This window comes from Neisseria sp. GT4A_CT1 (assembly GCF_000227275.1).
Lineage (GTDB): Bacteria > Pseudomonadota > Gammaproteobacteria > Burkholderiales > Neisseriaceae > Neisseria.
On record NZ_JH164964.1, the window covers coordinates 573,971 to 577,861 of the forward strand.

Below are 3,891 nucleotides of genomic sequence, written 5' to 3' on the forward strand. Positions count from 1 at the left end.
GCGGGTTGCGGCGGAAATGGTCTGCATAAAGGTTCCACAGCACTTGGACGGTGGGGTCGAACGCACCGTCGGTCAGGGCATGGATGTCGCGGCAGATGCTCAACAGGGCGAGGAAATCGGGCGGCGGGTTGTTCAGACGACCTTCTTTGTTCAGTCGGTTGATCAGGCTGTCTTCGCGGTAGAGGCTGAAGATTTTTTCGAGGCGGGCGACTTCTGCGAGGACTTTGTTGACGAGGATTTCGGCTTCTTTGCGGTCAACGCCGAAGAGGCGGAGCTCGGCGCCGGAACCCAGCGCGATGCCTTTCCAAATGACGGGCTCGCCGGTAGTTGGTAACGGGGCAGGGCGGTTGCGGTTCAGGAGGAAGGGCGCGGCTGCTCCGGCGGCAGTCAGGGCGGCGATGGCGAAAAAACGGCGGCGGGTGAGCGGGGTGTTCATGGGTTGGAATGGGTCGTCTGAAAAGGGGCGGGGTGTTGGAGGACTGCGTGGAATCGGTTTATCCGGGCTTGCGTTTGAGTGGGAAGGCTTTTTAGGAGCGCCGTCATTTCCACACAGGATTTTTATGGTTACGGAAAGGACGGCGGGCGACGGCTGAGGCTTGATTTATAGTGGATTAACTTTAAACCGGTACGGCGTTGCCTCGCCTTAGCTCAAAGAGAACGATTCTCTAAGGTGCTGAAGCACCAAGTGAATCGGTTCCGTACTATCTGTACTGTCTGCGGCTTCGTCGCCTTGTCCTGATTTAAATTTAATCCACTATATGTCTTGGCAGAACTTGTTTTCCCGCCATCAAGCCTGCCTTCACGCTTTGGCACCAAGCATCAACCGCCCCATCAGTCGCCCATTGCCGCCAGTAGCTCTGCCTGATGTTCGGCAATCAGAGCGTTGGTGATTTCTTCCAAGTCGCCGTCCATAACAAAATCCAGCTTGTGCAGGGTAAGGTTGATGCGGTGGTCGGTCACGCGGCCTTGGGGGTAGTTGTAGGTGCGGATGCGTTCGCTACGGTCGCCGCTGCCGATGAGGGATTTGCGTTCGGCGGCTTCTTTGGCTTGGGCTTCGCGTTTTTGCGCGTCGTTCAGGCGGGCGGCGAGGACTTTCATCGCCTGCGCTTTGTTGGAGTGTTGGCTGCGGCCGTCTTGGCATTCGACCACCATGCCGGTGGGCAGGTGGGTGATGCGGACGGCGGAGTCGGTTTTGTTGATGTGCTGACCACCCGCGCCGGATGCGCGGAAGGTGTCGATGCGCAGGTCGGCGGGGTTCAACTCGATGTCTTCGAGTTCGTCCGCTTCCGGCATGACGGCGACGGTGCAGGCGGAAGTGTGGATACGGCCTTGGCTTTCGGTGGCGGGAACGCGTTGCACGCGGTGGCCGCCCGATTCGAATTTCAGACGACTGTATGCACCCAAACCGACAATGCGGGCGATGACTTCTTTATAGCCGCCCAGTTCGCTTTCGTTGGCGGAAACGATTTCGACCTGCCAGCGGTTGCGTTCGGCGTAGCGGCTGTACATGCGCAGCAAATCGCCTGCAAACAGCGCGGCTTCGTCGCCGCCCGTTCCGGCACGCACTTCGATGAAGATATTTTTGTCGTCGTCGGCATCTTTGGGCAGCAGCAGTTTTTGCAGTTCGGTATCGAGCGTGTCGATTTTGGCTTTCGCCGCTTCGATTTCTTCGGCGGCAAAGTCTTTCATTTCGGGATCGGACAGCATTTCTTCGGCATCCGCCAAGTCGCTTTGCGCCTGCTGATAGTTTTGGAACACTTCGACCACGGGCGTCAATTCGGCGTGTTCGCGCGTGAGCTTGCGGTAGTTGTCCATATCGGACGTGGCTTCGGGCTGTCCGAGGAGGTGGGTGACTTCTTCCAGTCGGTCGCTGAGTTGTTGTAGTTTTTCTAAGATAGACGGCTTCATAATTCTTCCATAACAAATGCCGCCGGGAGTCGTCCGCGACGGCGCGAGGAGGCGTTATTATAATGGGTTTGGTTGGAAATTCAAAAGGATATGGCGGGGTTTCTGATGGGCTGCGGCGATGTCGGTTTGCTTTGCGTTATCGGTTTGACGTTCATCCCTTCGATTGAACATTTTGCCATACATAACAAAAGGTCGTCTGAAAACCAAAATCCGGTTTTCAGACGACCTTTGTTTTGATTGGGCTTACTTAGGTGCAGCCAAGATGCCTGTCAGGTTCAGCAGGAACAAAACCGTAAACCCGGTCAGGTAAATCAAGCCGAGGATGGCGAGAAGGTCCATACCTGCCGTCAGCTTGTGGCGTTTGTCGCCTTTGACGAGGCGGTAGTTCAACCAAGCGAACACGGGGGCAGAAACGAAGGCGGTAATCATGGCAAATTTGAGCAGCTCCGCCATTGCGCTGTTGAACCAGAAAATCACTGCCAAGCCCGTACCTGCGACCCAAACGTTCCAGGCAAAGAGTTCGACGTTGCCCGTTTTGTCTTTGCCGCGCAGCAGGCGCACCGGCTCGGCAATCGCGCGCGCGTAGCCGTCCACTACGGTAATCGTTGTGCCGTACATACATGCGAAGGCGATGAATGCGACCATCGGACGTGACCAGTCGCCGATGGTGACGGCGTACATATTAATCAGTTGACCAACGTATTTGCCGCCCGCCATTTGCACTGCCTCACCGTTGCCGTACTGCACATACGCGCCCAAGGCGAGGAAGACGACCGCCAACACTGCGCTGGTGATATAGCCGACGTTGAAGTCGAAAATACCGTCGCGGTAGCTGGAAGGATTGATGCGTTGTTTTTCCGTTACCCACAAAGAGTTGATAGCTGAAATTTCAATCGGCGCAGGCATCCAGCCCATCAGCGCGATGAGGAAGCCCAAGCCTGCCAGTGTCCATGGGGTAGGCTCGATAAAGTCGGGTTTCATTTGCATGCCGCGCGACATGGCGATGGCAGCGGCGGCGACTGTGGCAATTGTCAGACTAACGATGATGATTTTGGAAACGTTGTCCAAGGCTTTGTAGCGTCCGCTTGCCAAGATAATCAGGCAGGAAGCCATAATCAGCGCGGAGATTGCGCCGACATTCAGCGTCAGCGAGGGAATCGCCATTTTGACGATGGCGGCGGTCACGATGGCGACCGCACCCGCGTTAATCGTTGCCGAGATAACGCACAAAATCAGGAATACCCACAAATAAACGCGGCTTTTCTCCGCATAGCCTTCAATCAGGCTTTTGCCCGTATCCAGCGTGTAATGCGCGCTGAAACGGAAAAACGGATATTTGAAGAGGTTGGTCAAAATGATAATCAACGCAAGCTGCCAGCCGTAAAGCGCGCCCGCCTGCGTCGAGGCAATCAGGTGCGAACCGCCGACCGCTGCCGAAGCCATCATGATTCCGGGCCCCAGCGCATTGATTTTGCTTTTCCAAGTCGAAGCGTGTGTATGTTGTTCAGACATCTATTCTCTCCGTCTTTTTCAGACGACCTTCACAAAAAAAGGCATATTTTAACGTAAATCAAAATCCCGAATGATGAATATTGGAAAACATTATGCTGAATTTTGGATAAAAAATACTAATCAAATAAAAAAATAGGATATTCAGGAAATTTTATGCCTAAAAACCTTTTTCAGACGACCTTGTATCGCTTTTTATTCCTGTTTGTCCGTGTTAAAAGGGAGGTGTTGGAAAATGGGCGGAAGCCGATGACAAGCGCGCCATAGCGGTTTTGTTAGCGTTTCACTATAATATTCAACCTGTTCTACGCTAGGGTGGGCAGGCGGTTCGGTCTATATAGTGGATTAAATTTAAATCAGGACAAGGCGACGAAGCCGCAGACAGTACAGATAGTACGGAACCGATTCACTTGGTGCTTCAGCACCTTAGAGAATCGTTCTCTTTGAGCTAAGGCGAGGCAACGCCGTACTTGG

The 3,891-nt window shown here is 54.1% G+C and carries 4 protein-coding genes and 1 pseudogene; 2 read left to right on the forward strand and 3 right to left on the reverse strand.

What is annotated here, in order from left to right; all coding sequences use genetic code 11:
* Positions 1-436, reverse strand: a 436-nt coding sequence (locus HMPREF1028_RS02695) for an FAD:protein FMN transferase (RefSeq protein ID WP_009311242.1), incomplete at its 3' end; no start/stop codon positions are given.
* A 395-nt stretch (positions 437-831) separates the two neighbouring features.
* Positions 832-1,908, reverse strand: coding sequence for a peptide chain release factor 1 (prfA, locus tag HMPREF1028_RS02700; protein WP_009311243.1), 1,077 nt, complete (start codon positions 1,906-1,908; stop codon positions 832-834).
* 90 nt (positions 1,909-1,998) lie between these two features.
* Here prfA and HMPREF1028_RS02705 point away from each other — a divergent pair, with 90 nt between their 5' ends.
* Positions 1,999-2,145 carry a hypothetical protein gene (locus HMPREF1028_RS02705; RefSeq protein WP_036528920.1) on the forward strand — a complete coding sequence of 49 codons (147 nt, stop codon included), beginning with the start codon at positions 1,999-2,001 and terminating at the stop codon, positions 2,143-2,145.
* A gap of 6 nt (positions 2,146-2,151) precedes the next feature.
* Here HMPREF1028_RS02705 and HMPREF1028_RS02710 read toward each other — a convergent pair whose 3' ends face one another.
* The gene (locus HMPREF1028_RS02710) at positions 2,152-3,420 is read right to left on the reverse strand and encodes an Nramp family divalent metal transporter (protein WP_003776858.1); all 1,269 of its coding nucleotides are present in this window, start codon (positions 3,418-3,420) and stop codon (positions 2,152-2,154) included.
* 333 nt (positions 3,421-3,753) lie between these two features.
* On the opposite strand from HMPREF1028_RS02710, the pseudogene HMPREF1028_RS15305 reads away from it, so the two are divergent.
* Positions 3,754-3,816, forward strand: a pseudogene (locus HMPREF1028_RS15305) (transposase); the annotation flags it as partial.
* Positions 3,817-3,891: the final 75 nt, after the last annotated feature.

Excerpts from the sequence above, each read along its gene's own strand:
- HMPREF1028_RS02710 (WP_003776858.1), bottom strand. The coding sequence starts at position 3,420 with ATGTCTGAACAACATACACACGCTTCGACTTGGAAAAGCAAAATCAAT.
- HMPREF1028_RS02705 (WP_036528920.1), top strand. The coding sequence starts at position 1,999 with ATGGCGGGGTTTCTGATGGGCTGCGGCGATGTCGGTTTGCTTTGCGTT.
- prfA (WP_009311243.1), bottom strand. The coding sequence starts at position 1,908 with ATGAAGCCGTCTATCTTAGAAAAACTACAACAACTCAGCGACCGACTG.